The 22,596-nt window shown below is 61.9% G+C and carries 22 protein-coding genes; 16 read left to right on the forward strand and 6 right to left on the reverse strand.

Annotated features, from left to right (window positions below; genetic code table 11):
- Window positions 1-63 precede the first annotated feature (63 nt).
- The 4 genes from topA to LY631_RS07225 are packed head-to-tail and all read left to right on the forward strand — an operon-like array spanning window position 64 to window position 6,099.
- Entirely contained in the window at window positions 64-2,613 is a 2,550-nt protein-coding gene (gene topA / locus LY631_RS07210; RefSeq protein WP_274424512.1) for a type I DNA topoisomerase, read from the forward strand.
- A gap of 3 nt (window positions 2,614-2,616) precedes the next feature.
- The gene (gene rnr, locus LY631_RS07215) at window positions 2,617-4,920 is read left to right on the forward strand and encodes a ribonuclease R (protein ID WP_445082857.1); all 2,304 of its coding nucleotides are present in this window, start codon (window positions 2,617-2,619) and stop codon (window positions 4,918-4,920) included.
- Window positions 4,921-5,358 (forward strand): DUF983 domain-containing protein, encoded by a 438-nt coding sequence (locus tag LY631_RS07220; RefSeq protein WP_274424514.1) that lies wholly within the window; start codon window positions 4,921-4,923, stop codon window positions 5,356-5,358.
- A gap of 15 nt (window positions 5,359-5,373) precedes the next feature.
- On the forward strand, window positions 5,374-6,099 hold the full coding sequence (locus LY631_RS07225; RefSeq protein ID WP_274424515.1) for an NUDIX hydrolase: 726 nt from the start codon (window positions 5,374-5,376) through the stop codon (window positions 6,097-6,099).
- A 73-nt stretch (window positions 6,100-6,172) separates the two neighbouring features.
- On the opposite strand, the gene LY631_RS07230 is transcribed toward LY631_RS07225, so the two are convergent.
- The gene (locus LY631_RS07230; protein ID WP_274424516.1) at window positions 6,173-6,775 is read right to left on the reverse strand and encodes a glutathione S-transferase family protein; all 603 of its coding nucleotides are present in this window, start codon (window positions 6,773-6,775) and stop codon (window positions 6,173-6,175) included.
- A gap of 252 nt (window positions 6,776-7,027) precedes the next feature.
- On the opposite strand from LY631_RS07230, the gene rpmG reads away from it, so the two are divergent.
- Window positions 7,028-7,195, forward strand: coding sequence for a 50S ribosomal protein L33 (gene rpmG, locus LY631_RS07235; RefSeq protein WP_274424517.1), 168 nt, complete (start codon window positions 7,028-7,030; stop codon window positions 7,193-7,195).
- A 280-nt stretch (window positions 7,196-7,475) separates the two neighbouring features.
- On the opposite strand, the gene LY631_RS07240 is transcribed toward rpmG, so the two are convergent.
- The gene (locus tag LY631_RS07240; protein ID WP_274424518.1) at window positions 7,476-8,090 is read right to left on the reverse strand and encodes a DUF922 domain-containing Zn-dependent protease; all 615 of its coding nucleotides are present in this window, start codon (window positions 8,088-8,090) and stop codon (window positions 7,476-7,478) included.
- A 161-nt stretch (window positions 8,091-8,251) separates the two neighbouring features.
- Here LY631_RS07240 and folP point away from each other — a divergent pair, with 161 nt between their 5' ends.
- From folP to LY631_RS07280, 8 genes are all read left to right on the forward strand, one after another.
- A complete protein-coding gene (folP, locus tag LY631_RS07245; RefSeq protein ID WP_274424519.1) occupies window positions 8,252-9,088 on the forward strand; it encodes a dihydropteroate synthase in 837 nt (278 codons plus the stop codon).
- 15 nt (window positions 9,089-9,103) lie between these two features.
- Window positions 9,104-9,463 carry a dihydroneopterin aldolase gene (gene folB, locus LY631_RS07250; protein ID WP_274424520.1) on the forward strand — a complete coding sequence of 120 codons (360 nt, stop codon included), beginning with the start codon at window positions 9,104-9,106 and terminating at the stop codon, window positions 9,461-9,463.
- Window positions 9,447-9,974 carry a 2-amino-4-hydroxy-6-hydroxymethyldihydropteridine diphosphokinase gene (gene folK / locus LY631_RS07255; protein ID WP_274424521.1) on the forward strand — a complete coding sequence of 176 codons (528 nt, stop codon included), beginning with the start codon at window positions 9,447-9,449 and terminating at the stop codon, window positions 9,972-9,974. Before folB ends, folK begins: the two co-directional genes overlap by 17 nt.
- Before the next feature lie 98 nt (window positions 9,975-10,072).
- Window positions 10,073-10,375, forward strand: coding sequence for a virulence factor (locus LY631_RS07260; RefSeq protein WP_274424522.1), 303 nt, complete (start codon window positions 10,073-10,075; stop codon window positions 10,373-10,375).
- The gene (locus LY631_RS07265; RefSeq protein ID WP_274424524.1) at window positions 10,362-10,952 is read left to right on the forward strand and encodes a methylenetetrahydrofolate reductase C-terminal domain-containing protein; all 591 of its coding nucleotides are present in this window, start codon (window positions 10,362-10,364) and stop codon (window positions 10,950-10,952) included. The genes LY631_RS07260 and LY631_RS07265 overlap by 14 nt, the downstream gene beginning before the upstream one ends.
- A complete protein-coding gene (locus LY631_RS07270) occupies window positions 10,949-12,046 on the forward strand; it encodes a methylenetetrahydrofolate reductase (protein WP_274424526.1) in 1,098 nt (365 codons plus the stop codon). Before LY631_RS07265 ends, LY631_RS07270 begins: the two co-directional genes overlap by 4 nt.
- Window positions 12,047-12,175: 129 nt before the next feature.
- Window positions 12,176-13,147, forward strand: coding sequence for a methyltetrahydrofolate cobalamin methyltransferase (locus LY631_RS07275; RefSeq protein ID WP_274424528.1), 972 nt, complete (start codon window positions 12,176-12,178; stop codon window positions 13,145-13,147).
- 75 nt (window positions 13,148-13,222) lie between these two features.
- Complete coding sequence (locus LY631_RS07280; protein WP_274424529.1) at window positions 13,223-15,301, forward strand: ASKHA domain-containing protein; 2,079 nt, start codon at window positions 13,223-13,225, stop codon at window positions 15,299-15,301.
- Between the two features lie 37 nt (window positions 15,302-15,338).
- Here the strand turns inward: LY631_RS07280 and ndk are convergent, their stop codons facing one another.
- Both ndk and LY631_RS07290 read right to left on the reverse strand, forming a co-directional pair.
- Window positions 15,339-15,761 (reverse strand): nucleoside-diphosphate kinase, encoded by a 423-nt coding sequence (gene ndk / locus LY631_RS07285; protein ID WP_274424530.1) that lies wholly within the window; start codon window positions 15,759-15,761, stop codon window positions 15,339-15,341.
- A gap of 72 nt (window positions 15,762-15,833) precedes the next feature.
- The gene (locus LY631_RS07290) at window positions 15,834-16,523 is read right to left on the reverse strand and encodes a glutathione S-transferase family protein (RefSeq protein ID WP_274424531.1); all 690 of its coding nucleotides are present in this window, start codon (window positions 16,521-16,523) and stop codon (window positions 15,834-15,836) included.
- 266 nt (window positions 16,524-16,789) lie between these two features.
- On the opposite strand from LY631_RS07290, the gene LY631_RS07295 reads away from it, so the two are divergent.
- The 3 genes from LY631_RS07295 (at window position 16,790) to LY631_RS07305 (ending at window position 20,677) form a co-directional block, all read left to right on the forward strand.
- Window positions 16,790-17,302, forward strand: coding sequence for a DinB family protein (locus LY631_RS07295; protein ID WP_274424532.1), 513 nt, complete (start codon window positions 16,790-16,792; stop codon window positions 17,300-17,302).
- A gap of 45 nt (window positions 17,303-17,347) precedes the next feature.
- Window positions 17,348-19,225, forward strand: coding sequence for a ribosomal protection-like ABC-F family protein (abc-f, locus tag LY631_RS07300; RefSeq protein ID WP_274424534.1), 1,878 nt, complete (start codon window positions 17,348-17,350; stop codon window positions 19,223-19,225).
- Between the two features lie 213 nt (window positions 19,226-19,438).
- Window positions 19,439-20,677 (forward strand): MFS transporter, encoded by a 1,239-nt coding sequence (locus LY631_RS07305; protein ID WP_274424536.1) that lies wholly within the window; start codon window positions 19,439-19,441, stop codon window positions 20,675-20,677.
- A gap of 53 nt (window positions 20,678-20,730) precedes the next feature.
- On the opposite strand, the gene mgtE is transcribed toward LY631_RS07305, so the two are convergent.
- Window positions 20,731-22,149 (reverse strand): magnesium transporter, encoded by a 1,419-nt coding sequence (gene mgtE, locus LY631_RS07310; RefSeq protein WP_274424538.1) that lies wholly within the window; start codon window positions 22,147-22,149, stop codon window positions 20,731-20,733.
- Between the two features lie 136 nt (window positions 22,150-22,285).
- The gene (locus LY631_RS07315; RefSeq protein ID WP_274424539.1) at window positions 22,286-22,576 is read right to left on the reverse strand and encodes a Dabb family protein; all 291 of its coding nucleotides are present in this window, start codon (window positions 22,574-22,576) and stop codon (window positions 22,286-22,288) included.
- Window positions 22,577-22,596 lie beyond the last annotated feature (20 nt).

A 22,596-nucleotide genomic window follows, 5' to 3' on the forward strand; every position in this document is an offset into this window, starting at 1 on the left:
ACGCCCGAATCGAAAACAACGGTGCCGGTCAACCAGAGGTACCGAACAAGGTATTGCCAGCGTATGGACGTCGTTATTGTGGAGTCGCCCGCCAAGGCGAAAACGATCAACAAATATTTGGGGAAAGACTATAAGGTCTTGGCCTCGTTCGGGCATGTGCGCGATCTGCCGGCGAAGGACGGTTCCGTTCGTCCTGACGAGGATTTCGCGATGTCCTGGACAGTGGACAATCCCTCGGCCAAGCGGCTGAACGAGATCGCCAAGGCGGTGAAGGAGTCCGATGGCCTGATACTCGCTACCGACCCGGATCGGGAGGGCGAGGCGATCTCCTGGCACGTCATGGAGGTGCTGCGCCAAAAGCGGGCCCTGAAGGACAAGCCGGTGCGCCGCGTTGTCTTCAATGCCATTACCAAGCAGGCAATTCTCGACGCGATGGCCCAGCCGCGTGAAGTCGATGCATCGCTGGTGGACGCCTATCTCGCCCGCCGCGCGCTCGATTATCTCGTCGGGTTTACGCTTTCGCCCGTGCTGTGGCGCAAGCTGCCCGGTGCTCGCTCGGCCGGCCGGGTGCAGTCAGTCGCGCTCAGGCTGGTTTGCGACCGTGAGGCGGAGATCGAGCGCTTCGTGCGCGAGGACTATTGGCAGATAGCGGCGCTGCTGGATACACCCCGCAAGGAGAGCTTCGAGGCGCGGCTGACCGCATTCGACGGCAAGAAACTGCAGAAGCTCGACATCAAGAGCCAGGAGCAGGCGGACGAGATCAAGGCGATGCTCGATGGCGCATCCTACGAGGTGCTGTCGGTCGAGGCGAAACCCACGCGTCGCAACCCGGCTCCGCCGTTCACCACCTCCACGCTGCAGCAGGCCGCGTCCTCGCGCCTTGGCTTTTCCGCCTCGCGTACGATGCAGGTGGCCCAGCGGCTCTACGAAGGTCTCGACATCGGCGGCGAGACGACCGGCCTTATCACCTATATGCGTACCGACGGCGTGCAAATGGCGCCGGAAGCGCTGGAGCAGGCGCGGGCCGCTGTGGGCGCGACCTTCGGCGAGCGCTACCTGCCGGAAAAGGCGCGCCACTATTCCGTGAAGGCGAAGAACGCCCAAGAAGCGCACGAAGCGATCCGACCGACCGACTTTTCGCGTACGCCGGAGCAGATGAAAAAGCGCCTGGATAACGATCAGGCGCGGCTTTACGAACTGATCTGGAAGCGCGCCATCGCCAGCCAGATGCAGGCGGCCGAGATCGAGCGGACCACCGCCGAAATCGAGGCGAAGGGCAACGGGCGCATCGCCGCATTGCGGGCTGTCGGTTCCGTTATCCGCTTCGATGGTTTTCTCGCGGCCTATACGGAAGCCAAGGAAGACGACAAGCAGGACGATGACAACCGCCGGCTGCCGGAGATCAACACCGGCGAGATGCTTGACCGGAAAGATATCAACGTCACGAAACACACGACGGAACCGCCGCCGCGCTATTCCGAAGCGTCTCTCATCAAGAAGATGGAAGAGCTCGGCATCGGCCGCCCGTCCACTTATGCTGCAACGTTGAAGACGCTCGAGGACCGCGAATACGTCGTCATCGACAAGCGCCGGCTGGTACCAGAGGCCAAGGGGCGGATCGTCACGGCATTTCTGGAGAACTTCTTCCAGCGCTATGTGGAATACGACTTTACGGCCGACCTTGAGGAAAAGCTCGACAAGATTTCCGACGGGCAGCTCTCCTGGAAGGACGTGCTGCGCGATTTCTGGCGGGAGTTTTCCGCCGCGGTCGGGGATATCAAGGAGCTGCGCGTCGCGGAGGTTCTCGATACGCTGAACGAGGAGCTTGCGCCGCTGATCTTCCCGCCGCGCGAGGATGGCGGCGACCCGCGGCTCTGCCCCAAATGCGGAGCGGGGAAACTGTCGTTGAAGCTCGGACGCTATGGCGGCTTTATCGGCTGCTCCAATTATCCCGAATGCGGCTATACACGCCAGCTCAGCGAGAGCGGGACCGAAAACGGCGAAGCGGGCGCGGCGATCGACGGAAACAAGGTGGTGGGCACCGATCCGCACACCGGGGAAGAGATCACTTTGCGGTCGGGGCGGTTCGGCCCCTATGTGCAGCGCGGCGAAGGCAAGGAGGCCAAGCGGGCTGGCATTCCTAAAGGTTGGGCGGTTGAAGCAGTGGACTATGAAAAGGCGCTGGCACTGCTTTCCCTGCCTCGCGATGTCGGCCAGCATCCCGAGACGGGCAAGATGATCTCCGCCGGGATCGGCCGCTATGGACCGTTCCTTCGGCACGACAGCACTTATGCGAACCTGGAGTCGGTGGAAGATGTCTTTTCCGTCGGCCTCAACCGGGCGGTTTCGGTCATCGCCGAGAAGCAGGCCAAGGGCCCTCGCGGGCGGGCGAAACCCGCGGCACTCAAGGAACTCGGGGAACATCCCGACGGCGGAGTCATTACGGTTCGCGATGGACGTTACGGGCCCTATGTCAATTACGGGAAGGTCAACGCCACGCTTCCCAAGGGCAAGGATCCGATGTCCGTGACGAAAGAAGAGGCTCTTGAGCTGATTTCGGCGAAGGCCTCGAAGCCGAGCAAGAAAACGACCCGCAGCAAAGCGAGGACTTGAGGATTGGCTCGCAGGATCCCAGGGCGCGCGGAGGCAAAGCCTGCCAAGCAATCGGGCGGCGCGCATCTTCCTTCGCGTGACGATATCCTGCGCTTCGTATCGGAAAACCCCGACCGCACGGGCAAGCGCGACATCGCCAAGGCCTTCGACCTCAAAGGGGGTGACCGGGTCTGGCTGAAGGACATATTGCGCGACCTCCAGGACGAGGGTCTTCTCAAAAAGAAGCGCCGCCGGCTGATGCGTCCGGGCACCCTTCCCCATGTCGTCGTGCTGGACATCTTCTCGCGTGATGCGGGAGGCGGGCTGCTTGCCCGTCCCGCCGAGCAGGAAGAGGAGGAGGACGGACCCGTTCCAATGGTGGCCATTCGTCCTCAGAAAAGCGGCAGAACGCGCCCTGCCGGCGTCGGCGACCGGGTGCTCGCCCGCGTCTTTGCGACCGAGGACGATACCGGCCCTGCTTATAACGGGCGGATCATGAAGGTCTTCGACAAGCGTCGGCGAGCGGTGCTCGGCGTCTTTAGAGAGCTGCCGAACGGAGACCTGCGCATCGAGCCGGTGCGGCGGGGCCAGCCGGAACTTCAGGTGGACGAGGAATTTCGCGGTGGGGCGAAGCATGGCGACCTGGTCGAGGCGGAGGCCGTCTCGAGCAAGCGCTACGGCCTGCCCAAGGCCAAGGTGCTGGAGGTCGTCGGCTCGGTCACGACCGAAAAAGCGGTCTCTCTGATCGCGATCCACGCCCACGAAATCCCGCATATCTTCCCTTCCAGTGTTGTTGAAGAAGCCGAGGCGGCCAAGCCGGCTACTATGAAGGGCCGGGAAGATTGGCGAAAGCTGCCGCTCATCACGATCGATCCGGCGGATGCGAAGGACCATGATGATGCCGTGTTCGCGGAGCCGGATACGGATGAGAAAAACCAAGGCGGTGTGATCGTCACCGTCGCCATCGCCGATGTGGCCCATTATGTGCGGCCCGACAGTCCGCTCGACCGGGAGGCTTTGAGACGCGGGAACTCGGTTTATTTCCCCGACCGAGTGGTGCCGATGCTGCCCGAACGCATCTCGAACGATCTTTGCTCCCTGCGCGAAGGCGAGACCCGGCCCGCGCTTGCCGTGCGCATGCGTTTCGCGCGCGACGGGCGTAAGCTCGGGCACAGTTTTCATCGCGTGATGATGCGCTCGGCCGGCAGCCTTTCCTATAGCCAGGCTCAAGCGGCAGTGGACGGCAAACCGGACGAGAAGACAGAACCGCTGCTGGAGACGGTTCTGCGCCCGCTATGGGATGCCTACGGCATTCTCAAACGCGGACGCTCGGAACGTGAACCGCTGGATCTCGATCTGCCCGAACGCAAGATTCTGCTCAAGGAAGATGGCACGGTCGACCGCGTCATTGTGCCGCCCCGGCTGGATGCGCACAAGCTGATCGAAGAGTTCATGATCCAGGCCAATGTGGCGGCGGCGGAAACGCTGGAAGCCGCGCGCCAGCCACTGGTCTACCGCGTGCACGATCAGCCGTCGCTTGCCAAGCAGGAATCCCTGCGCGAGTTCCTGGCGTCCATCGGCCTGTCGCTTGCGCGCGGCGCTTCGTTGCGGCCTGCCCAGTTCAACGGAATCCTGAGCCGCGTCGAAGGCAGTGAACATGAGCAGCTCGTCAACGAAGTGGTTTTGCGCACCCAGAGCCAGGCGATCTACACTACTGAAAACATTGGTCATTTCGGCTTGAACCTGCGCCGCTATGCGCACTTCACCTCGCCGATCCGGCGCTATGCCGACCTGATTGTTCACCGCGCTTTAATCAGCGCCAACGGTCTTGGCGAAGACGGCCTGCGCAAGCAGGATGAGGAACGGCTGGAGGAGATATCAGCGCTGATTTCGGCAACGGAACGGCGCGCCATGGCGGCCGAGCGGGAAACCGTCGACCGGCTCGTGGCGGAGCACCTGTCGGGGCGCGTGGGCGAGGAATTCTCGGCCCGAATCTCGGGTGTGACGAAGGCCGGTATTTTCGTGCTGCTGCCGGAATATGGCGCGGACGGCTTTATACCGGTGTCAACGCTGGGCAACGATTACTATATCTTCGACGAGGCGCGGCACGCGCTGGTTGGCCAACGGAGCGGGTGCGGCTATCAGCTCGGCGACGTCGTGGACGTGCGTCTGGTAGAAGTCACCCCGCTTGCCGGCGCGATGCGCTTCGAAATGATGACCGATCCGACCCGCCTCCCCGGCTCGTCTAAATCGTATCACAAGACGAAGCGTACGGCAGCCAAGGGGAAACGCACCACGCGGCGTTCAGGAAACGCCAGAGGACGATAGATGGAAGAACATGTCTTCGGTAATACGACCGACAAAACCGGCCAGCGGCAGCGGCCCGTGTTCGAGGCCATGCAGCGCGGCTTTCTTGGAAGCTGTCCGCACTGCGGCCAGGGACGCCTTTTCCGCGCATACCTGAAGACGGTCGAAAGCTGCTCGGGATGCGACGAGGAAATGCACCACCATCGCGCCGACGACCTGCCGGCCTATCTGGTGATCGCCATTGTCGGACACATCGTGGTCGCCGGTTTCATGGCCGTCGAGGTCGCTACGGCATGGCCGAGTTGGCTTCACCTCTCGATATGGGTGCCGATCACGATCATCATGTCCCTTGCCCTGATCGGTCCCATCAAGGGAGCGGTCGTCGGACTGCAATGGGCCTTGCGGATGCACGGTTTCGGTGGCGAAAAGGACGTCGTAGAGTCGCATCCGGAACTTTGAGGGGGAGATTGGCGCGTGGAGGGGTTGAGCAAGGCGGACGTCGAAGCGCGCGAGCTGGCCAGCAAACCCTTGCGTCCCCGCGATGCCGCATCCCTCATCCTGATTGACCGTCGTGGCGGCGAATATTTCGTGCTCATGGGCCGGCGCCACAAAGGCCACGCCTTTATGCCGGATCGTTTCGTCTTTCCCGGCGGCCGGACGGATCCGACCGACAGCCGCATTCGGGTTGCGAGTGACCTTCACCCGAAAGAAGAAGAAAAGCTGATGAACGCCGGCAGGCGGGTGACCGCGGCCCGCGCACGCGCGATCGCACTTTCGGCCATTCGCGAAACCTACGAGGAAGCCGGCCTGCTGATCGGGCGCGAAGGCCCTTTCGTCAGCCCCAACCCGCATTGGCGGGAATTCGAGACCCGGCAAATACAGCCATCGCTTGAAAAACTGCGCTATTTTGCGCGGGCGATCACGCCGCCGGGGCGCGTGCGCCGGTTCGACACGCGGTTTCTGGCCGCCTGGCGGGACGATGTGGCGGTCGAACTTGCCGACGGCGGCCCGACGGACGAATTGCAGGAAATCGCGTGGCTGCCGCTCGAAGAGGCGATGGAAGCAGACGTCCCGCGCATTACGCGCACGATTCTCGGCGAGTTGAAGGAACGACTCGCTGTCGATCCGCAGCTTGAACCCGGCGGTCCGGTACCGTTTTATTTCATGCGGGGAAAGCGGTTCCGGCGCGAAGTGCTGTAGCAGGGGTGGCCTAACGCAGCATGGCAAAGAATCAAGCGCGGGTGACGATCGCTTTGCAGAATGGAGCGGCCCTTCAAACGTGAGGTGCCGTCTCTCGCATGGACTGTCTGTCGAGCTGGTGTTCAAACCAAGCGCCCAACGCCTTGTTATTCATCTTCCAATCAGGGTAGAAGCGATGTACGTCCATCAAGTGTAAGGCTGAAGCAAGTGCCGCTCCCCTGAATTCCTTGACGGTCGGTAGCGGTCGGGTAGTCGCAAGGGTATCAATATAATCGAGGCACCGGAGAGTTCTATTCCGTTCAACTTTTAGCAGAAAGCCCGATCGCTCAGCCACGGAGCGACGGTTTTCGCGTACCCAAAACGCAATCCCCTCAAGAAAACCGGAAATCTGCCCCTCATCGGCAATTGCTGCCCAATCGGCCGGGGAGGTCCATTCAGCGTTTCCCGCGCCGGCGATGTCCCTGATGTAAGCGAACACGCTTCGTGCTTCGGTAATGACAAGACCATTATGAACCAAGGTCGGAACGCGGCCTACGGGGCTGAACTGCAATACTGGATTGTCAACTTGACGGTTGGTGGCTAGCCGTTCCTCTGCAGCCTCCAGAACGCCCCACTCGCGCAGCGCAATCCGAGCTGTCCGGGCATATGGGGAGTTCGGTGTAAAAAAGAGTATCATCCGAATGAATTCCTGCCGCCAAGCATTTCCGATTGGCATCCTACGAGAGTTCGGCAGTAATGACACGTCCCTTCGGCTCAATCGGGTCGTCCGCCCTGTCGGGTCGCCAACGTCGACCTTCAAAGCGAACCCTCAGTATAACAAAGACTTGACTTTCCGCAGTGTGGCTTTATGTGTGCCGCGAGTTTTCGCGCGCCCTATCGCCGATGCGTCACCGGGCGGCATACCAATCACCAGAAACGGACGACTGACATGGCGAAGGCCACGACCATAAAGATTAAGCTCCAGTCGACGGCCGATACGGGTTACTTCTACGTCACCCGGAAGAACAGCCGCACCATGACGGAGAAGATGACCAAGCGCAAATACGATCCGATTGCGCGTAAGCACGTCGAGTTCAAGGAAGCAAAGATCAAGTAATCTTTCCTCCTGCCTTGCTGCATGAAAAAACGGCGCCCATCCAGGCGCCGTTTCCAATGGTGACCCTCTTTGGGCCACGATGCACCGCTCGCTCGGCATTGTCAGTCTGCCGGCGTGTTATTCGGCGCGACCTCGACGGTCGCACCTTGCGGTGCTTAACTCGTCAGGCGGAGCCTTGCCGTAGCGCGGCAGTGCCTTCACGGCCATTATGTTCCTACACCGTGCATTACGAGGCGCTGTCCGCCGGATTACATTTCCGTAAGCTTTTTGTCGCCGCCGCTTAGTGCGAAATCCGACCGGCCTTGATCTGTTCCAGTCTGTATTTCAAAAGCCGCATCATGCGACTTTCGAAATTGATGGATTCGATGCGGTCGAATCTCACCTGGGCAGCGTCGTGTTGTGCGAGGATTTTGCTGGTCGTCTGTTCCACATCTGAAGCAAGTGCGCCGCAATTCCGCCGCCGAGGCAAGGCTTTCAACGCATCTTCCAACATTCGCGCATGATTCTTGGCGATGACGAGATGGCTCTCTTCGTGGCGCTTTATATCCCGCTCCAACGTATCCCAGATCAGCCGGACGTGTGATTCCGCGCGGTTTCGAGTGCGCCATCGGGGCAGTATAACTTCAGCCTCGACGGACACGCGCGTACCCGCAACCTCACAGAAGCGTTGGGCTTCAGCGTATTCGACCTTCGCGGAGAATTCGAGCCGCGTTGCGCCGGGATGCCCGCCGCGCCTTCCGTCCAGCCGTGGTCCGTGCGCCTGCAACTCGCGTTCGATCTCGGCCAGTGTCACACCGCTGACGGGAAAGTAATTATAGGTTCTGGAAATGCTCGCCGCCGAGACCGACATCACTGTAACGGCCAATAGGGAAGAGACAAGAATGATGCGTTTCATACTATTCCTTCCATCTGGAATCGTGCGGCAATCGCAACGGCAATGCAAGTCACTAAACGTTGGTCCGCAAACGAATTGCTGGGCACACATGTGAACGGCAATTGATTTTTGGCGGCGGCCGACCGCACAACAGCAGCCCGAAGTGGGAGGGAACGAGGCAAATGACGAATCCGCAATCCTGGCACCTTGCTCACGGACGTCAGCTCGAGCTTGGCCGCGATGCCGCGATCATGGGGGTGCTCAACGTCACGCCGGACAGCTTTTCCGACGGCGGGCGCTATACGGCGTTGGAGGAAGCGGTGAAGCATGCGCACGCCATGGTGGAACAAGGCGCGGTGATCATCGACATCGGTGGCGAATCCACACGGCCGGGCGGCGCTCCCGTAACCGCCGAGAAAGAGCAATCGCGTGCCCTGCCCGTTATCGAAGCCCTGGCTGGTGAACCCGACATTCTCATTTCGATCGATACCTATCGTGCCGAGACGGCGCGGATGGCCGTTGCGGCCGGCGCACATATCATCAACGATGTCTGGGGCCTGCAGAAAGAACCAGAGATTGCCGGCGTGGCCGCGGAGAGCGGAGCGGGGCTCATGGTGATGCATACCGGGCGGGAGCGGAATAAACTCCCTGACGTCATCGCCGATCAATTCGCCTATCTGCGCCGTTCGCTGGAGATCGCGCATGGCGCCGGGGTGAAGGACGAGCAGATCGTGCTCGATCCCGGCTTCGGCTTCGCCAAGGACCCGCAAGAGAACGCGGAGATCATGGCACGTTTCGGCGAATTGGCCGGGCTCGGCTATCCGCTTGCTGTGGGCACATCGCGGAAGCGCTTCATCGGTCATTTCACCGGGCGCGAAGCAGACGACAGGGACACGGGAACCGCCGCCAGTTGCGCGCTGTTGAGAATGAAGGGCGCGTCGGTTTTCCGCGTACACGATGTCGCATGCAATAGAGATGCGCTTCGCATTGCGGATGCTATGCTGGCGGCGGAAAAATAGGACAAGGCGGCACGCATGTATGTCATCCGCATGAAGAACTGCGCCTTCTTCGCACGCCACGGTGTGCGCGACGAAGAGGAAACGCTGGGCCAACGCTTCTATGTTGATGCGGAGCTGACCGTGGATCCCGGCGGTGCACTCGCCAAGGACTCGATCGAGGGCACGGTGGACTATGGCGTCGCCTTTTCGGTCATCCAGACCATCATTACGGGCAAACGTCGTTATCTCATCGAATCGCTGGCGCTCGAGGTGGGCAAGGCCCTCTGTGACCGATTCCCCGAGATCGTCCATGCCTCCATCACCATCAGGAAGCCCAATGCGCCGGTCCCTGGCGTGCTGGACTATGTCGAGGTAACGGTTGACTGGCCGTCCTGAAACACGCGCATTCCTCGGCCTGGGCGGCAATATCGGCGATCCCGCAACGACAATGGCCATCGCGCTGCGTACGCTTGACGCGACGGACGGCGTATCGGTGGAGCGGGTCTCGTCTCTTTACCGGACACCACCGTGGGGCGAGGTCGACCAGCCGGATTTCCTGAATGCGGTGGCGGAAGTCAGAACTGGGCTCTCCGCGCGTGAACTTCTCGACGCCTGCCTTTCCACCGAAAGAGCACTGAAACGCGAGCGCCGCGAGCGATGGGGACCGCGACTCATCGATCTGGACATTCTTCTTTACGGGGAGGAACGGATCGCGGGGGACGGCCTGGAGATCCCCCATCCACGAATGCTGGGGCGCGCTTTCGTTCTCGTCCCGCTTGCCGAGATCGCACCCGGCCTGACGCTGGACGGCCTGACTGTCCGCGACCACCTTTCCCGGCTCGACACCGGCGGGATCGACCGCGTGAGCAACGGGACAGGCTGGTGGAAGGGTACCGGCGCCGAGTAGAGAATAATCCCGCGTCGTTTTTGATACCTCCGGCGTCGTCTCGCAGCAAGCGAGCCTTCCATTCATACTGCAATGCTCAACTTATGGAGGATGGCTCTATGGCCGATCTGTACGTGGTTTACTGGCGTGACATTCCCGCGCAGGTTATCGTGCGCAAGGGGCGCAAGACAGCCAAGCGGGAGCTGCCGCTGCGCTTCACCGAAGCCATCGACATGTGCGCCATGCGCGTCGGCGCGCGCGACACCGATTCCTATCTGGCCGAGTGGCGGCGTGGAGAGCCTCAAACCGTGAGCGACGATCTGGACGCCGAGGCAGACAGGGCCATGACGGCAATCGAACAGGAATTCACGGAAGAGCGCCTGAAGGCGCTCGTCAAGGCAGGCGGTCATGCCGGGACCTGAGCAGCACAAGGCGGCCATCACACAGGGCACGCTGGTGCGCAAAGCGCGCAGCCTCCTGGCCTATAAGCCGGCCGATGTTTCACCGCAGAGGCGGGTCCAGCGACACTACACCATGCGGCTGTGGTCCGTGCGCCATGCCCGCTTTCTCGAATGGTTGTATGCACGTTTCGCGGACATGTTTCTTACGCTTCACCCCGTGTGGAAAGCAGTCGGCTACGGCCGTGCGGAAAGACCAGTCAAATTCGTCGAGAAGCGCGTGAAGGGCCTTATGTTCGACTGCCGCATGTGCGGGCAGTGCATTCTGTCGTCCACGGGCATGTCGTGCCCGATGAACTGTCCCAAGCAGCTCAGAAACGGGCCATGCGGCGGTGTGCGGGCGAACGGCAGTTGCGAGGTGGAGCCGGATATGCCCTGCGTCTGGGTGAAAGCCTGGGAAGGGGCGCAGCGCATGCGTGATCAGAACGCGATCTGCAACATACAAAAGCCGGTCGACCAGTCCCTGCGCGAAACATCCGCCTGGCTCCGCGTCACCGCGGCAACCGCGGCGGAGCGGGAGAAGGCATCGGAGGCACAATGAACCAACGCCCGCGCCAGCCGGACGAAAACCCGCAAGGCATTGATCTTCCGCTCGATCCGCTCCCCGGTCATTCTTCGCACGGGCGGTTGGAGCGCGTTCTGAAACGTGGCGAGTTCGCCGTCACGGCCGAGCTCAACCCGCCGGACAGTGCCAATGCGCAGGACGTCTATGAGCGTGCCGCGGTCTTCGACGGATGGGTGGACGGGATTAACGCCGTCGATGCCTCGGGCGCCAATTGCCACATGTCGTCCATGGGAATCTGCGCGCTGCTGACGCGCATGGGCTATGCACCGATCATGCAGATCGCCTGCCGCGACCGCAATCGCATTGCCATCCAGGGTGACGTGCTGGGCGCGGCAGCCATGGGTGTCGGCAACATCCTGTGCCTGACGGGAGACGGGGTCCAGGCAGGCGATCAGCCGGGCGCCAAGCCGGTCTTCGACCTCGACTGCATGTCTTTGCTGGAGACGATACGGACCATGCGGGACGAGGAAAAGTTTCTCTCCGGGCGTAAACTCACGACGGCGCCGGCGGTCTTCCTCGGCGGGGCTATCAATCCGTTCGCACCCCCTTACGATTTCCGACCCCAGCGGCTTGCCAAGAAGGTGGCAGCGGGGGCGCAGTTCGTGCAGAGCCAGTATTGCTTCGACGTGCCCATGCTGCGTGAGTACATGAAGCGTGTGCGCGACATGGGCCTGCACGAGAAATGCTTCATTCTGGTCGGCGTGGGCCCCCTCGCCTCGGCCAAGGCGGCGCGCTGGATCCGCTCCAATGTTCCCGGCGTTCATATCCCGGACTCGGTAATTGCGCGGTTGGAAGGTGCCGACAAACAGAAGGAAGAAGGCAAGCGCCTGTGCATCGACATCATCAACGAGGTGAAGGAGATCGAGGGCGTTTCCGGCATCCATGTCATGGCCTACCGCCAGGAAGAGTATGTGGCCGAGATCGTCCATGAATCCGGCGTTCTGAAAGGCCGCCGCCCCTGGAAGCGCGAGCCCGGTCCCGACGACGCGCTGGTGGCCGAGCGGCTTGACCATATTCTCGACAATCCCAGCGAAGAACCGGTGGATATGGTCAAGGATGCCGCGGGATAAGGGGCCAGAGAATAAGGGATCCGGGAGTAGGGAAATAGTGAAACGCGCAAACTGCCACGTTCCCTCCCTCAGCTTGAAATTGCAGAGATAACCATATAAAGAAGTCTTTATATCGTTGGAGAACCGCGCATGACCCGCACCATTGTCGCCTCAGCGACCAAAGAAGTCGTCATCGGCTTCGACCAGCCTTTCTGTGTGATCGGCGAGCGTATTAATCCGACCGGGCGGAAAAAGCTGGCGGCCGAGATGGTGGCCGGCAATTTCGAGACGGTGAAGAAGGATGCGCTCGACCAGGTCGCAGCCGGCGCCACCATGCTGGACGTGAACGCCGGCGTGACGGCTGTCGATCCGAACGCCACCGAGCCTGACCTGCTCGTGCAGACGCTTCAGATCGTTCAGGATCTTGTGGGTGTGCCGCTGTCCATCGATTCCTCGGTTTCCGCAGCCATCGAGGCGGCCCTCAAAGTGGCGAAGGGTCGGCCACTGATCAACTCCGTGACCGGTGAAGACGAGAAGCTTGAGGCAATCCTCCCGCTCATCAAGAAATACGACGTGCCGGTGGTGGCGATTTCGAACGACGAAACGGGCATTTCCGAGGACCCGGATGTGCGCTTTGAAGTCGCCAAGAAAATTGTTCAGCGCGCGGCGGACTATGGCATCCCCGCGCATGACATTGTCGTCGATCCGCTCGTGATGCCTATCGGCGCGATGGGCACGGCCGGAAGGCAGGTCTTCGCGCTTCTGCGGCGCTTGCGCGAGGAGTTGAAGGTCAACACGACCTGCGGGCTTTCCAACATCTCTTTCGGCCTTCCCCATCGCCACGGCATCAATGCCGCCTTCATTCCTATGGTCATCGGTGCGGGCATGACGAGCGCCATCATGAACCCCTGCCGACCGCAGGAGATGGAGATGGTGCGCGGCGCCAACGTACTGAACGGTACGGACGCAAATTGCTACACCTGGATCATGACCTACAAGGACCATCAGCCGGCATCCTCTGGGAACTCAAACGCCTCGGCAGCGTCAAGCAGTAGTGGGGCCCAGGCCAGCGCGGCCGGACGCCGCCGCGGCGGACGAGAGGCACGGCGTACCCGGGTCTGACTGGTCAGCGGAGGCTGCGGTGACCCTTCACCCCGTGGATGCCTGTATCCGCAACCCTCCGGAGGCGCGTGTCCAATGAACGCACCAGCCAACACCGAAGATCACCTGGTGCTGTTCATGCCCTCGGGCAAGCGCGGACGCTTTCCCAAAGGTACGGCTATTCTGGACGCCGCGCGGGAACTCGGCGTGTATGTCGAGAGCGTGTGCGGCGGGCGGGCGACATGCGGGCGGTGCCAGATCGAAGTGCAAGAAGGTCACTTCGCCAAGCACAAGATCTCTTCGTCCAAGGACAGTATCTCAGCAGTTGGCCCAAAGGAGGCGCGCTATGCCGAAAAGCGAAATCTGCCGGCCGGTCGCCGCCTCTCCTGCTCCGCGACCGTTCAGGGCGATCTCGTCGTGGACGTGCCGCAGGATGCCATCGTCAACGCGCAGGTGGTTCGCAAGGATGCGGACCAACGCATCATCCACCGGCACCCGGCCGTGCAACTTTGCTATGTCGAGGTGGACGAGCCAGACATGCACAAACCGCTCGGCGACGTGGATCGGCTGAAAGCCGCACTTGCAAAGGACTGGGGATTCAAGCGCCTGGAGGCTGATTTTCATATTCTGAATCAGGTGCAATCGGCTCTGCGCCAGGGCGAATGGACCGTGACGGCAGCGATCCATCAGGATCAGGACGACGACGTCGCGCAGATCATCGCTCTGTGGCCGGGTTTGAAGAACGAGGCCTACGGCATTGCCTGCGATATCGGCTCGACCACGATCGCCATGCATCTCGTCTCGCTTCTTTCCGGGCGCGTAGTGGCTTCGGCGGGGGCAACGAACCCGCAGATCCGGTTCGGGGAAGACCTGATGAGCCGGGTTTCCTACGTCATGATGAACCCGGATGGCCGACCGGCCATGACGAAGGCGGTGCGCCTGGAAATTTCCAAGCTCGTGGACAAAGTGGCCGCCGAAGGCGGGATCGAACGCGCCGATATTCTCGACGCAGTCTTTGTCGGCAACCCGATCATGCATCACCTCTTCCTCGGCATCGATCCGACCGAGATTGGCGGTGCTCCCTTTGCCCTGGCCGTTTCCGGCGCCATAAAGGCTCGTGCGGAAGACTTGCGGCTGAGCCTCAATCCTGGTGCGCGGCTTTACGTGCTGCCCTGCATCGCGGGCCATGTGGGCGCGGACTCGGCTGCCGTAACCCTCTCGGAGGGCCCTCACCGGCAGGACGAAATGATGCTGGTCGTCGATGTGGGAACGAATGCGGAAATCGTTCTCGGCAATCGCGAGCGCGTCGTCGCCGCCTCCTCGCCCACCGGCCCTGCCTTCGAGGGCGCTGAAATTTCCTCCGGCCAACGCGCCGCCCCCGGCGCGATCGAGCGCGTCCGGATCGAGCGCGAGACCTTGGAACCGCGCTTCCGCGTTATCGGATCGGAGCTCTGGTCCGATGACGAAGGGTTCGCCGAGGCTGTCGGTTCCACAGGCGTGACGGGTATCTGCGGCTCCGGAATCATCGAGGTGATTGCGGAGATGTATCTTGCCGGAATCATCTCGGAAGACGGTGTGATCGACGGCGCGTTGGCGGCGAAGACGTCCCGTATCATCTCCGAGGGGCGGACCTATTCCTATGTTCTGAAAGAACACGCGCCGCGCATAACGGTGACCCAGAACGACGTGCGCGCGATCCAGCTTGCAAAGGCCGCGCTCTATGCCGGCACGAAGCTTCTAATGGAGAAGCAAGGCGTCGAGACGGTGGACGCCATCCGGTTTGCCGGCGCCTTCGGCTCCTTCATCGACCCCAGCTACGCGATGGTTCTCGGCCTCATTCCCGATTGCGACTTGAACAAGGTTTCAGCCGTCGGCAATGCAGCCGGCACTGGCGCGCGGATGGCGCTTCTCAATCGACAGCACAGGCGCGAAATCGAAGAGACAGTGCGGCGGGTCGAAAAGATCGAAACAGCGCTGGAGCCCAAATTCCAGGAACACTTTGTCTACGCGATGGCGCTGCCCAACAAGGTCGACCCGTTTCCGAAGCTTGCTGAACAGGTGGAATTACCGCCGCGCAAAGTATTGGGTTCGGATGAAGCCGGTGGCGAACGTCGCCGCCGCTCACGCGAAAGGCGCGCCAAAGCAGCGGATGCCGCAAAAAATTCAGGGGGCTGAAACGCCCCCCGATTTTAACAACGAGAAAAGTATCGCCTCAGCCAACGATCTCGGTCTCAGAGAACCAGTAGCGGATTTCCTCGGCGGCCGTTTCCGGCGCATCGGAACCGTGAACGGAGTTTTCGCCGATGGACTTGGCATAAAGCTTGCGAATCGTGCCTTCGGCTGCATCAGCCGGGTTGGTGGCACCCATCACTTCGCGGTTCTTGGCGATGGCGTTCTCGCCTTCAAGAACCTGCACCACGGTCGGGCCCGACGACATGAACTCGCAAAGCTCATCGAAAAACGGACGCTCCTTGTGGACGGCATAAAAGCCCTCCGCCTGGCGGCGGCTCATCCATACGCGCTTGGAGGCGACGACCCGCAGGCCCGCGTCCTCGAGCATCTTTGTTATGGCGCCGGTCAGGTTGCCTTGCGTCGCGTCCGGCTTGATCATGGAAAAAGTACGTTCAATGGCCATATCGGCTCCTTGTCTGGGGAAACTCGTGGATGGCGGGTCTATAGCCGCGCGATCGCGTGATGTGAAGAGTGATCAGGCCGCCGCGACGCGGCGCCCCAACCCGTCGTATAGATCCAGACACCGCTCGAACCATTCCGCGACCGGATCGTTGCTTTCGAGGAAGGGGAACGGCGAAGCCACCCGCGCCCATTGCAGCGTGCCGGCGACGATGTGGTCGGGAAAAAGCGGCCCCTCACCGCCAATGAACGGCTGGTGGCGCAATAGGGTGCGCAACGGCGCGAGCGAGGCGCGAAATGCTTCCAGCTTGTCCTCACGGCCGACAGGAACCTCCTCCAGCGGCATGCCGAAACGCTCCTCCCGGCTCTTGCGGAAATAAGCCTGTTCCTCCGCCCCGAGCATGGCGAAGATGTCCAGAAGTGCTGCTTGGCCGATAAAGGCGGTGAGGGTCGGTTGCGTCCACCGCTCCACGAAGCGAGCCATGGCCTTCCCGCCCTCGCCGGCAAAGAGGCTGGGCCGATCAGGGTAGGATTCTTCCAGGTAGAGCGCGATGGCGAAGGAATCCCGCACCACGCGCTCACCATCGCGGATGACCGGGACCGATTTGGATGCGCCCTCCTCCACCTGCAAAATCTCGTGAAAGCGCGTGGGTATGCGCTTGAACGCCAGGCCTTTGTGCGCCAGAGAGAACGCCGTTTTCCAGCAATGGGGACTGAAGGGCCGTGCCGGATCTTGACCGACGAGTTCGTAAAACAGGATTGTCATCCCCTCTCCTTCTCTATTTTTAGGCCGGCCGGAATGAGCCCGCGACATCACGCCGGTGGACCGCAGGATGGACACTCCGGGGGCTGAATTGCAAGGGAGGAAAGGGATTCGTGTTCGCTTACGCCAAGTACCGCGGTTCTGGTGTCCTGATGGGAGCCAGGTTCCCGACGACTACATCCCGCCGGCGCGCATAAACAGGATTGCCATTCCTCATTCTTTGTGGTTTGCCGCCGGGTGCAGCATGAAGGGCGGCAAGAGGCGAGCAGATGAAACGGCATTTCGAAATGATGGCCGCCTATAATCGCTGGGCGAACGAGCTTCTCTATCAGGCGGCGGCGGAGCTGACGCCGGATGAATTCTCGCAGGATACGGGCGCATTCTTCGGCTCCATGAAGGGAACGCTCAACCACATCCTGGTGGCCGACCGGATCTGGATGAGGCGTTTCACCGGCGAGGGCGACGCGCCGACGCGCCTCGATGCCATCCTGCACAATGCTTTTCCGGCACTGAAACTTTCCCGGGAGGCGGAGGACCGGCGCATTATCGAATGGGTGGACAGCCTGGATGAGAACGCGCTCGAAGGACGGTTCAGCTATATGACCGTGGTCAATCCGCGAACGATTTCGCAGCGGTTGGCTCCCGCGCTGACACATCTTTTCAACCACCAGACCCATCATCGGGGCCACGCTCACATGATCCTGTCCGTTCTGGGCCAGGAGCCACCGTCACTCGACCTCATCTATTTCTACAGGACCGCCGCCGGGCGAGATTACGCGTAGCTTTAAAGCTTGCATGAGCCGCCCGGCTCGGACAAAACCGCAATCATGTTGAATATTACAGATATATCACTGCGCGTCGCAGGACGCCTGCTTATCGAGCATGCCTCGGTCTCCCTGCCTGCCGGCACGAAAGCGGGGCTAGTCGGGCGAAACGGGACCGGCAAGACAACGCTGTTTCGCGCGATCACCGGGGAGCTTTCGCCCGAAACGGGCTCTATCAGCCTGCCGAAGAGCACGCGGATCGGTCAGGTCGCGCAGGAGGCGCCCGGCACCGAGGAGCCGTTGATCGATATCGTGCTGAAGGCGGACACGGAGCGCGAACGTTTGATGCGCGAGGCGGACACCGCAACCGATCCGCACCGCATCGCCGAAATTCAGACCCGGCTTGCCGATATCGACGCCCATTCGGCGGAGGCGCGGGCCGCATCCATCCTTTCCGGTCTCGGTTTCGACGCGAAAGCACAAAAGCGCCCCGCTTCGTCTTTCTCGGGCGGCTGGCGGATGCGTGTGGCACTGGCGGGCGTCCTGTTCGCCCAGCCGGATCTCCTGCTTCTGGACGAGCCCACCAACTACCTGGACCTAGAAGGGACCATGTGGCTGGAGGGCTATCTCTCGCGGTATCCACATACGGTGCTCCTGATCAGCCACGACCGGGACCTTCTGAACCGCGCGGTCTCCTCTATCGTGCATCTGGAACAGCGTAAGTTGACCTTCTGGCGCGGCGGCTACGATCAGTTTGCGCGGCAATATGCCGAAAAGGCGGAACTGCAGGAAAAAATGCGCGTGAAGCAGGAAGCCCAGCGCAAGCATATGGAATCTTTCGTCGAGCGCTTCCGCTACAAGGCCTCCAAGGCGCGCCAGGCGCAGTCCCGCCTCAAGGCGCTGGAGAAAATGCGGCCGGTCGCGGCGACGGTGAACGCAAACGTGACGCCCTTTCGGTTTCCCGATCCGGCAAAGCAAGTCGCCTCGCCCATCATCGCCATCGAGGGTGGATCGGTCGGCTACGAGCCGAAACAGCCTGTGCTGAAAAACCTCAACCTGCGCATCGACAATGACGACCGGATCGCCCTGCTCGGCGCAAACGGGAACGGCAAGTCCACATTCGCCAAGCTGATTGCAGGAAGGTTGGGCCTCGAAGAAGGCAGCGTGACGGTCGCGCCGGGGCTGAAGGTCTCCATCTTCGCGCAGCACCAACTCGACGACCTGCGGCCGGATGAAAACGCCTGTCAGCACGTGCGCCGACTGATGCCCGGTGCGCCGGAAGCCCGCGTGCGGGCGCGGGTGGCGCAGTTCGGGCTTGCGACGGAAAAGATGGACACGCCGGCGCGCGATCTTTCCGGCGGTGAGAAGGCGCGGCTGCTCATGGGGCTTGCCGCCTTCGATGCGCCGCATCTTTTCATCCTGGACGAGCCGACGAACCACCTCGACATCGACAGCCGCGAGGCGCTGGTGGAAGCACTGAACAGCTACGACGGCGCGGTGATCCTGATCAGCCATGACCGGCATTTGATCGAAGCCTGTGCCGACCGCCTCTGGCTGGTCTCCAACAAGACGGTCCAGCCTTTTGAGGGCGATATGGAGGATTACCGGGCGCAGACCACCGGCGGGGCCAGCCGCTCGCGCGAACGCCGGGAGGCCGAAAAGGCTTCCAAGGCGGACCGCCGGCGCGAGGCGGCAAAACGGCGCGCTGCAATGGAGCCGCTGGCCAAGGAGATCAAGGCGACCGAAGGGTTGATCGAGCGCACGCGAAAGCGCATGCAAGCCATCGAGGCGCAGATGGCTGACCAGAGCCTGTACGAGCGCGATCCCGGCAAGGTCTCCACACTCGCCAAGGAGCGCGCGGAGCTCGCGCAGATCATAGAGCGGCAGGAAGAAAAATGGCTGTCGCTTTCAAGTGAGTATGAGGAGGGCGTGGCCGGATAGGCGCGCCCACTCACATCGTCTCAACAGCCGAGGGCAATTGCAAATGGGAGCTGCCCCTCGCTCCCTTTCCAGGCCTTACCCAAGTCCACCTCTCCCTTGTGACGGGGAGAGGAACGGTGGCCGCGTGCAGGCCAGTCGATAGCGATGTGCTGGACCTATCCCGCCCCGGGACTGCGGGGTAACGGTCCATTCTGAACCATCACCGGAGCCCATATGCCCGCGCCCATACCGACAGCGGATCAGCGACGGCCTGACGATGTCTATGCGTGGCTGCGGCTCGTGCTGTGCGTGCTTCTGGGAACGCTTGGCAGCGTCGGCATGTGGGCTGTCGTGGTCGTATTGCCGGCGGTGCAGGTCGACTTCGCCGTGGAACGCGCGCAGGCCTCCCTGCCCTACACGATGACCATGGTCGGCTTTGGAATCGGCAATGTGCTGATTGGGCGGTATGTGGATCGCCTTGGGGTGATGCTGCCAGTCGCGGTGGCGGGTACTCTGCTCGGTCTGGGCTACATCCTGTCCTCTTTCACGCAGTCGATCTGGCAGTTCGCCCTGCTTCAGGTCATGGTCGGCTTCGGTGCTTCCGCGACTTTCGGACCGCTGATTGCCGATATCTCGCATTGGTTCGAGCGGCGGCGCGGAATCGCAGTGGCCGCGGTGGCGTGCGGCAACTATGTCGCCGGCGTGGTCTGGCCGACCGTGATCAAGCTCATGCTCGCCGGCACAGGATGGCGGGTGGCGTTTATCTGGATCGGGGTCATCTGCATAGCAGGCATCTTGCCGCTTTCGCTGCTGCTGCGCCCGCGGCCGCCGGCGCCGTCCGATGATTCACAACGAAAGCCCAGCCTGCTCCGCAAACCGCTCGCGCCAAGCCCGTTTTCGCCCAATGCGTTGCAGGGTCTCCTTATCGTCGCGGGCATTGCCTGTTGCGTGGCGATGGCCATGCCGCAGGTGCACATCGTCGCCTATTGCGTCGACCTCGGTTTCGGGATCGCACGCGGTGCGGAAATGCTCTCGCTGATGCTGGCCGGCGGGATTGTCAGCCGGCTCGCCTCCGGTTTCGTCGCCGATTATATCGGCGGCGTGCGCACGCTGCTCATCGGCTCGGTGCTTCAGGGGCTGTCGCTGCTGCTCTACATCCCCTTCGACGGGCTTGCCTCACTCTATATGGTTTCCCTCGTCTTCGGCCTTGCCCAGGGCGGAATCGTGCCCTCCTACGCCATCATCGTGCGTGAATACCTGCCCGCGCGCGAGGCCGGGCAGCGCGTGGGCATCGTCATCATGGCGACAATCGGCGGCATGGCTTTCGGCGGCTGGATGTCGGGGTGGATCTATGACCTCACCGGCTCATACCAAGCGGCATTCCTGAATGGAATTGCCTGGAACCTGCTCAATATCAGCGTGATGCTGCTGATCCTGCTGCGCCGGCCGAGAACGGAGACTGTCAAAGCTTAGAGGTCTAAGAGCGGGTTAGAGCGGGTCAGCAAGCGTTGTTCCTGTCCCCTGCTCTACCCGATTCCCAGCCACCAGGTGGCCAATCCCAGGAAAGCGAAGAAGCCGACGACATCCGTCACCGTGGTGAGAAAGACGGCGGAGGCGACCGCAGGATCAACCCCAACGCGGTCGAGCAGGAGCGGGATCATGATGCCGGCCAACGCGGCGACGAACATGTTGATGATCATAGCCGTGCCGATGAGACCGCCAATCGTGGGTTCCTGGAACCACATCCCGGCCACGAGACCGATCAGCGTGGCGAAGATGACGCCGTTGAGCAGGCCGACACCCATTTCGCGGCGGATGATGCGGCCGGCATTATAGATATCGAGATCGCGCGTGGCGAGCGCGCGCACGGTCACCGTCATGGTCTGGGAACCGGCATTGCCGCCCATGCCGGCGACGATGGGCATGAGGATGGCCAGCGCCACCACCTGCTGAATCGTGGCATCGAACAGGCTGATGACCGAGGCGGCCAGAAAGGCGGTCACGAGATTGACCATCAGCCAGGGCACGCGGGAACGGCTGGCAGCCAGCACGGAATCCGAAAGCTCCTCGTCACCGACACCGCCCAGGCGCAGAATGTCTTCCTCGGCTTCCTGGGTGATAACGTCCACGACGTCGTCGATGGTCAGCACGCCGACGAGCCGGTCGTTCTCGTCCACGACGGCGGCCGAAAGCAGGTCGTATTGCTCAAAGATCTGAGCCGCTTCCTCCTGGTCCATCGTGGCGGGGATGGCGTGGCTCGTCTCGTGCATCACCTCCTCGATCTTCACTGCACGCTTGGTGCGCAGGATACGATCGAGGTCGACGGCGCCCACGAGCCGGAAGGTCGGGTCGACGACGAAAATCTGGGAGAAACTGTCCGGCAGATTCTGGTCTTCGCGCATGTAGTCGATGGTCTGGCCGACGGTCCAGAACGGCGGGACCGCAACGAACTCCGTCTGCATGCGCCGCCCGGCGGTCTCTTCCGGATAGCCGAGCGAGCGGCGCAGGCGCACGCGTTCGGTGAACGGCAGGCGCGCCAGGATCTCGTCCTGGTCGGCCGGGTCGAGATCCTCGAGGATGTAGACGGCGTCGTCGGAATCGAGCTGCTGGACCGCGTGGGCGATCTGCGCATTGGACAGGTGGCTGGCAATGTCGAGGCGGATCGCCTCGTCCACCTCGGTGAGCGCCGTGAAGTCGAAATCCTCGCTCATGAGCTGGACGAGGGCGCGGCGCTGCTCGGGCGAGAGAGCCTCCAGCAGATCACCGATCTCCGACTGGTGCAGGCGGCCGACGTCCTCCTTCAGGGTGAGCACATCGCGGTCGGCGATCGCCGCGCCTATGTGGGTGAGAAAGGGCGCGGACACAATGCCGCCCTCGTCGTAGAGGCCGTGCTCCGGCGCATCGGTCGGCTCGGTTTCACTCACGCGCGTTTCCGGCTCGCTCAACGGCATTCTCCCCGTTTATCCGATAGCGTCTCGTGCCCTATGTCGCAGTGCAGCACCTGTAACGCGCGCGGGCCGGATTACAAGCCCGGGCGAAGCTTATCCTGTCTCCGAAACCGTGGGTCCGGACCGTCCTGTCTTACCGCTTCGAATCGAAATCCGCCGCAACACGCAATTCCCGGAGCGGGCGAACCCGCTTGATTGTCTCCTCATAGATCGGATGGGCCTTATAGGCATCCAGCGCGGCCTGGTCACGGAATTCGCCATAGACCACCACGTCCACCTCACCGGAGAGCTGATCGATCCGCCGGTTGAGCCCGACTTCGAAGAAATCGGAATGCGGGATTTGACCGAGCGCATTAAGCTCATCGGCTATGCGCAAAACATTCTCGCGCTCCCTGGCACTGAAAAAAACGATGTGACGAATCATGGAACGCCTCCGATTGCTTG

Source organism: Chelativorans sp. YIM 93263, from assembly GCF_028767125.1.
GTDB lineage: Bacteria > Pseudomonadota > Alphaproteobacteria > Rhizobiales > Rhizobiaceae > Chelativorans.

What these genes read in the sequence shown, in the direction of transcription:
- topA (WP_274424512.1), top strand. Translation starts at nt 64, where the DNA reads ATGGACGTCGTTATTGTGGAGTCGCCCGCCAAGGCGAAAACGATCAAC.
- LY631_RS07220 (WP_274424514.1), top strand. Translation starts at nt 4,921, where the DNA reads ATGGAAGAACATGTCTTCGGTAATACGACCGACAAAACCGGCCAGCGG.
- LY631_RS07230 (WP_274424516.1), bottom strand. Translation starts at nt 6,775, where the DNA reads ATGATACTCTTTTTTACACCGAACTCCCCATATGCCCGGACAGCTCGG.
- rpmG (WP_274424517.1), top strand. Translation starts at nt 7,028, where the DNA reads ATGGCGAAGGCCACGACCATAAAGATTAAGCTCCAGTCGACGGCCGAT.
- LY631_RS07240 (WP_274424518.1), bottom strand. Translation starts at nt 8,090, where the DNA reads ATGAAACGCATCATTCTTGTCTCTTCCCTATTGGCCGTTACAGTGATG.
- folP (WP_274424519.1), top strand. Translation starts at nt 8,252, where the DNA reads ATGACGAATCCGCAATCCTGGCACCTTGCTCACGGACGTCAGCTCGAG.
- folB (WP_274424520.1), top strand. Translation starts at nt 9,104, where the DNA reads ATGTATGTCATCCGCATGAAGAACTGCGCCTTCTTCGCACGCCACGGT.
- LY631_RS07260 (WP_274424522.1), top strand. Translation starts at nt 10,073, where the DNA reads ATGGCCGATCTGTACGTGGTTTACTGGCGTGACATTCCCGCGCAGGTT.
- LY631_RS07265 (WP_274424524.1), top strand. Translation starts at nt 10,362, where the DNA reads ATGCCGGGACCTGAGCAGCACAAGGCGGCCATCACACAGGGCACGCTG.
- LY631_RS07270 (WP_274424526.1), top strand. Translation starts at nt 10,949, where the DNA reads ATGAACCAACGCCCGCGCCAGCCGGACGAAAACCCGCAAGGCATTGAT.
- LY631_RS07275 (WP_274424528.1), top strand. Translation starts at nt 12,176, where the DNA reads ATGACCCGCACCATTGTCGCCTCAGCGACCAAAGAAGTCGTCATCGGC.
- LY631_RS07280 (WP_274424529.1), top strand. Translation starts at nt 13,223, where the DNA reads ATGAACGCACCAGCCAACACCGAAGATCACCTGGTGCTGTTCATGCCC.
- ndk (WP_274424530.1), bottom strand. Translation starts at nt 15,761, where the DNA reads ATGGCCATTGAACGTACTTTTTCCATGATCAAGCCGGACGCGACGCAA.
- LY631_RS07290 (WP_274424531.1), bottom strand. Translation starts at nt 16,523, where the DNA reads ATGACAATCCTGTTTTACGAACTCGTCGGTCAAGATCCGGCACGGCCC.
- LY631_RS07295 (WP_274424532.1), top strand. Translation starts at nt 16,790, where the DNA reads ATGAAACGGCATTTCGAAATGATGGCCGCCTATAATCGCTGGGCGAAC.
- abc-f (WP_274424534.1), top strand. Translation starts at nt 17,348, where the DNA reads ATGTTGAATATTACAGATATATCACTGCGCGTCGCAGGACGCCTGCTT.
- LY631_RS07305 (WP_274424536.1), top strand. Translation starts at nt 19,439, where the DNA reads ATGCCCGCGCCCATACCGACAGCGGATCAGCGACGGCCTGACGATGTC.
- LY631_RS07315 (WP_274424539.1), bottom strand. Translation starts at nt 22,576, where the DNA reads ATGATTCGTCACATCGTTTTTTTCAGTGCCAGGGAGCGCGAGAATGTT.